This is a genomic window from Verrucosispora sp. SN26_14.1, from assembly GCF_004307965.1.
GTDB lineage: Bacteria > Actinomycetota > Actinomycetes > Mycobacteriales > Micromonosporaceae > Micromonospora.
In genome coordinates this window covers 1-5,410 of the sequence record NZ_SISL01000392.1, presented here as the reverse complement: position 1 = coordinate 5,410, position 5,410 = coordinate 1, and the positions used below count along the sequence as shown (strand labels likewise).

The following is a 5,410-nucleotide window of genomic DNA, read 5'->3' as shown; positions in this document are numbered from 1 at the left end:
ACCGGGGCCGGCATCGAGGCCGCTGGCGGTGCCGGCGTCGGTGCCGGGGTGGGCGGTCGGGTCACGAGCAGCAGCGCCACCAGCAACCAGACCACCGTCGCCACCCGGTTGACCGTGGTGGTGGGCAGTCCCAGCGACCCGACGACGACCACGACCAGCAGCCCGGCGCCGAAGCGCACCACGGCGCGGTCGGTCCGGCGGCGGGACCGCCACCAGAGTACGACCAGCATGGTCAGGATCGCGGACTGCGCCACCACGCCGAGGACGCCCGCCATCACCAGTGCCTCCACCCACACCGAGTCGTAGGCGACCCGCAGGCCGTCCATGCCGAAGCCGGTCCACGGCGAGTGGGTGAACACGATCCCGGCGGCGTCGGCGAGCGTCGAGTTCTCACCGAACCGGCGGGCCGAGTACAGCGACAGGAGGCTGCCGGACTGCTCGCCGGGGGTGAGCCACGCGTCGAGGAGCATGCCGCCGATCGGCGAGTCGGGCCGCCGCGCCTGATGATCGAAGACGGCCAGGACGCCGCCGACGGCGAGGGCGGCGCCGACGCGGGTACGCCACGGCGAACCGGCCCAGGTCTGCCAGATCGCCACCGGCAGCCCGACCAGCAGGAAGATCTTGGACGCGGTGAGGAGGCCGCCGATGGTGAGGAGCACCCCGGCGGCGGCGAGCGGGACGGGTCGGCGACGCAGCAGGAACACGGCGGCGACCAGCCCGAGGCTGTACATGACCCCGGCCTCGGCGGGCTGGTTGAAGACGCCCGAGTAGCGGCCCATCGTGGCGGCCCGTTCGGCGGTGGTCACCGTGCCGGCGTCGCCGCTCCACCAGGCGGTCAGGATGTGGTCGTACGCGCCGGGGTCCATCAGCATCGCGTACGCCAGGATCGCGTTGGCGGCGAGGACGGTGACGAGCGTCCCGGCGGCGAACCGCAGCAATCGCAGCCGGTCGACGTCGCCCGAGACGATCAGATAGCCGGCGGCCAGGACGATCGCCGGCAGAAGCAGGTTGTCCAGCCCGGCCCAGAAACCGACCGTGCGCATTCCGGTGGAGAGGTGGGCGTCGCCGATCGACGCCACGGCGGCGACGACCGGATAGGCCACGAGCAGGGCGGCGAGCGCCACGACCGGCCCGGGGGCGGTCGGTAGGCGTCGGGCACGGGCCAGGAACGCGAGCACCGCGACGACGCAGACGGCGAGCTGCTCGGTGCGGACCCCGGAGACCACGTACGGGCCGAAGGACGCCGCCACGAGCACCACGACGGCGCTGTCGGCGGAGCGCTGCCCGGGTTTGATCCGTCGCCTATGTGATGGCATGTGAGCGTCGACCCCCACTGTTGAGGAACGCCCCATTTTGTGCCGACAATCCCTGGGCACGCCGACGCCCCGGAACGCTCGGCGCGTCGCGCTGCCGGTGCCCGTGGGATGGAGCGGATTCCTACAGTTGGCCGACGTCGGTGACGCGTACCACCGCTGCCCCCGCCTCGTCGGAGGCGACCAGGTCGACCTCGGCGCTGATGCCCCAGTCGTGGTCGCCGTCCGGATCGTCGAGGATCTGCCGGACGGTCCACCGCTCGCGGCCCTGTTCGATCATGAGCAACGCGGGCCCACGGGCGTTCGGGCCGGTGCCGATCTCCGGGTACGACTCGAAGTACGGCTCCAGCGCGTCCGCCCAGGCGTCGGCGTTCCAGCCGGACTCGACGTCCAGCTCGCCGAGGGCGTCCCAGTGCCGCAACGCCGCCAGTTCCACCCGCCGGAACAGGGCGTTGCGCACCAGCACCCGGAACGCCCGCGCGTTGCGGGTCACCGCGACCGGACGGTCGTCCAGGGCGGCGGCGACGTCGGGCAGGTCGCCCGGGTTGCGCAACCGCTCCCACTCGTCGATCAGGCTGGAGTCGACCTGCCGGACCAACTCGCCGAGCCACTCGATCAGGTCGACGAGTTCCTCGGTCTTGGCCTCCTCGGGCACCGTCTGCCGCAACGTCTTGTACGCGTCCGCGAGGTAGCGCAGCACCAGCCCCTCGGACCGGGACAGCCCGTAGAACTGCACGAACTCGGTGAACGTCATCGCCCGCTCGTACATGTCCCGGACCACGGACTTGGGGGAGAGCTGGTGGTCGGCCACCCACGGATGCCCCTGCCGGTACATCTCGTACGCGTTCTCCAGCAACTCGGCCAACGGCTTCGGCCAGGTCACCTCGTCGAGCAGTGCGATGCGGGCCTCGTACTCGATGCCGTCGGCCTTCATCGCGGCGACCGCCTCGCCACGGGCTTTGAACTGCTGCGCGGAGAGCACCTGGCGCGGGTCGTCGAGGATCGACTCGATCACCGACAGCACGTCGAGCGCGTACGACGGGGACTCGGTGTCCAGCAGCTCGATGGTGGCCAGCGCGAGCGGCGACAGCGGCTGGTTGAGCGCGAAGTCCAGCTGGAGGTCGACGGTGAGTCGTACCCGTCGCCCGGTCTCGTCCGGCTCGGGCAGTTCCTCGACCACGCCACCGGCCCGCAGCGCCCGGTAGATGGCGATCGCCCGGCGGATGTGCCGGCGCTGCGCCGCCGCGTCCTCGTGGTTGTCGGTGAGCAGGTGCCGCATCGCGGCGAACGCGTCACCGGGGCGGCCGATGACGTTGAGCAGCATCGAGTGGCTGACCTGGAAGCTGGAGGTCAGCGGCTCCGGCTCGGCCGACACCAGGCGGTCGAAGGTGGGCTGGCCCCACCCGATCGACCCCTCCGGCGGCTTCTTCTTGACCACCTTGCGGCGCTTCTTGGGGTCGTCACCGGCCTTGGCGAGCGCCTTCTCGTTCTCGATCACGTGCTCGGGGGCCTGCACGACGACCCGGCCGAGAGTGTCGAAACCGGCCCGCCCGGCGCGGCCGGCGATCTGGTGGAACTCACGGGCCTTGAGCAGCCGGGTACGCACACCGTCGTACTTGGAGAGGCCGGTGAAGAGCACGGTGCGGATCGGCACGTTGATGCCGACGCCGAGGGTGTCCGTTCCGCAGATGACCTTGAGCAGTCCCGCCTGGGCGAGCGTCTCCACCAGCCGGCGGTACTTCGGCAGCATGCCGGCGTGGTGCACGCCGATGCCGTGGCGGACCAGCCGGGACAGCGTCTTGCCGAAGCCGGAGGTGAACCGGAAGCCGCCGATGGCCTGGGCGATCATGTCCTTCTCGGCGCGGGTGCAGACGTTGACGCTCATCAGCGCCTGTGCGCGCTCCAGCGCGGCGGCCTGGGTGAAGTGCACGACGTACACCGGGGCCTGCTTGGTCTGCAGCAACTCTTCGAGCGTCTCGTGCAGCGGCGTCATCGCGTACGAGAAGAGCAGCGGGACCGGCCGCTCGGCCGAGCGGACGACGGCGGTCGGCCGACCGGTGCGCCGGGCCATGTCGTCCACGAACCGGGTGGTGTCGCCCAGCGTGGCCGACATCAGCACGAACTGCGCCTGCGGCAGCTCGATCAGCGGCACCTGCCAGGCCCACCCCCGGTCGGGCTCGGCGTAGAAGTGGAACTCGTCCATGACGACCTGCCCGACGTCGGCGCGGCTGCCCTCGCGCAGCGCCAGGTTGGCCAGGATCTCCGCCGTGCAGCAGATGATCGGCGCGTCGGCGTTGACGCTCGCGTCGCCGGTGAGCATGCCGACGTTCTCCGCGCCGAACACCTCGCAGAGCGCGAAGAACTTCTCCGACACCAGGGCCTTGATCGGCGCGGTGTAGAACGTCGTCCGGCTGTCGGCCAGCGCGGCGAAGTGCGCGGCGATCGCCACCAGGCTCTTGCCGGAACCGGTCGGCGTATTCATGATCACGTTCGCGCCGGAGACGATCTCGATGACCGCCTCCTCCTGGTGGGGATAGAGGTCCAGACCGCGCTCGGACGCCCAGCTGGCGAACGCGTCGTAGAGGGTGTCGGGGTCGGCGGTCTTCGGCAGCGCGGCGGTGAGTGTCATGGCCGGTCCATCGTGCCTTCCGTAACCCCACAAACGCCAACCGGCCCCGACCCCCGCACCCGCGACGGCGGCGGCTCAGCGGCGGCGGTACATCAGGTCGGCGATCGGGCGTCCCGCCCGCAGCGCCCGCCGTTCGAACCGGGTCACCGGTCGGTGTGCCGGCCGGGGCGCGAACCCGTCGTAGAGGTTGACCAGGCCCGGGTCGGCGTCGAGCGTCACCCGCATCGACGCCGCGTACTCCGCCCAGTCGGTCGCGCAGTGCAGCGTGCCGCCCGGCGCCAACCGGGACCGCAGCACCGCCACGTGCGCGGGCTGGATCAGTCGCCGCTTGTGGTGCCGGGACTTCGGCCACGGATCCGGGAAGAACACGTGCACCGCGTCCAGCGAGTCGGTCGGCAGCAGGCGGAGAAGGTCCAGCGCGTCGCCCTCGGCGATCCGGAGATTGCCCAGCTCACGCTGGTGCACGAGGTCCAGGAGGTTCGCGATTCCCGGCGTGTGCACCTCGACCGCCAGATAGTCTCGATCCGGGTCGGCGGCGGCCATGTCGGCGGTCGTGTCGCCCATGCCGGACCCGATCTCGACCACCAGCGGTGCCCGCCGGCCGAAGAGGTCGACCGGGTCGAGTCGGTCGACGTCGGCCACCCGCAGGGCGTACCTCGGCCACAGATGCGTCAACGCCGCCGTCTGACGGTCGCTCATCCGGCCGCCACGCGGGTGGAAGGTGCGGATCGGTCGCGCCGGGTACGGCGGCGCGGACGCGGTGGGATGCGGGTCGGTGGAGGTCACAGCGAACCGAGCCTACGCGAGCTTCGCGCCGGATCGGATGTGAGGTACGACCGGGAGTGAGACCATCATCCCGTACGGCAGACCGGGTGTCCGCAGCGGCGCCCGGCGACTGCTCCGGCGCGCCGGGAGGGGGCATCGTGTCAGGGACGCGTATTCGTCGGGTGCCCTCGGTCGCCGCCCCGCTGCTGCTCGCCGCCGCTCTGCCTCTGCTCGCGGCCCTCCTCGTCGCACCGGTGCTGCCGGCCGGCCCCGCGCGGGCCGCCGCCCCACAGCCCGGCCCGAACGTCTTCGTCGAGGTCATGCCCAGCACCGTCGAACCGGGGCACCTGGTCGGCCTGCGGGCGAGCTGTCAGGACAACTCGGTCGGCGCGATCGTCGTCTCGGATGCCTTCGGCCGGGTCGCGGTGCAGCCGCAACGCGGCCTGCTGCACGGGACGGCCATGGTCAAGGACCGGGTGCTCCCCGGCAACTACCGGGTCAAGCTGGAGTGCCGGGGCGGCGAGACCGCGTCCACGATGGTCCAGGTGGTACGCCAGATGAAGCCCAGCCGAGGCCCGGCTACCGGATTCGGCGGCGGTGCCGGTGGGGTCGCCTCCGGTCTGCTGCTGCCCGGCGGGCTCGCGCTGACCGTCACCGGCATGGTCGTCTGGGTCGCCGCCACCCCTGTCTCGTATTCACATCT

Annotated in this window: 3 protein-coding genes and 1 pseudogene; 1 reads left to right on the top strand and 3 read right to left on the bottom strand. The window is 71.6% G+C overall.

Annotated elements, in window-relative coordinates; genetic code table 11:
* The 3 genes and pseudogenes from EYA84_RS25185 to trmB form a co-directional block, all read right to left on the bottom strand.
* A pseudogene (locus EYA84_RS25185) lies at positions 1–1,316 on the bottom strand (hypothetical protein); the annotation flags it as partial.
* Positions 1,317–1,437: 121 nt separating this feature from the next.
* A complete protein-coding gene (locus tag EYA84_RS25180; RefSeq protein ID WP_131055960.1) occupies positions 1,438–3,942 on the bottom strand; it encodes an RNA helicase in 2,505 nt (834 codons plus the stop codon).
* A 75-nt stretch (positions 3,943–4,017) separates the two neighbouring features.
* On the bottom strand, positions 4,018–4,728 hold the full coding sequence (gene trmB, locus EYA84_RS25175) for a tRNA (guanosine(46)-N7)-methyltransferase TrmB (RefSeq protein WP_131055958.1): 711 nt from the start codon (positions 4,726–4,728) through the stop codon (positions 4,018–4,020).
* Positions 4,729–4,760: 32 nt separating this feature from the next.
* Here trmB and EYA84_RS25170 point away from each other — a divergent pair.
* A partial coding sequence (locus EYA84_RS25170; RefSeq protein WP_394347613.1) for a hypothetical protein occupies positions 4,761–5,410 on the top strand: 650 nt, incomplete at its 3' end.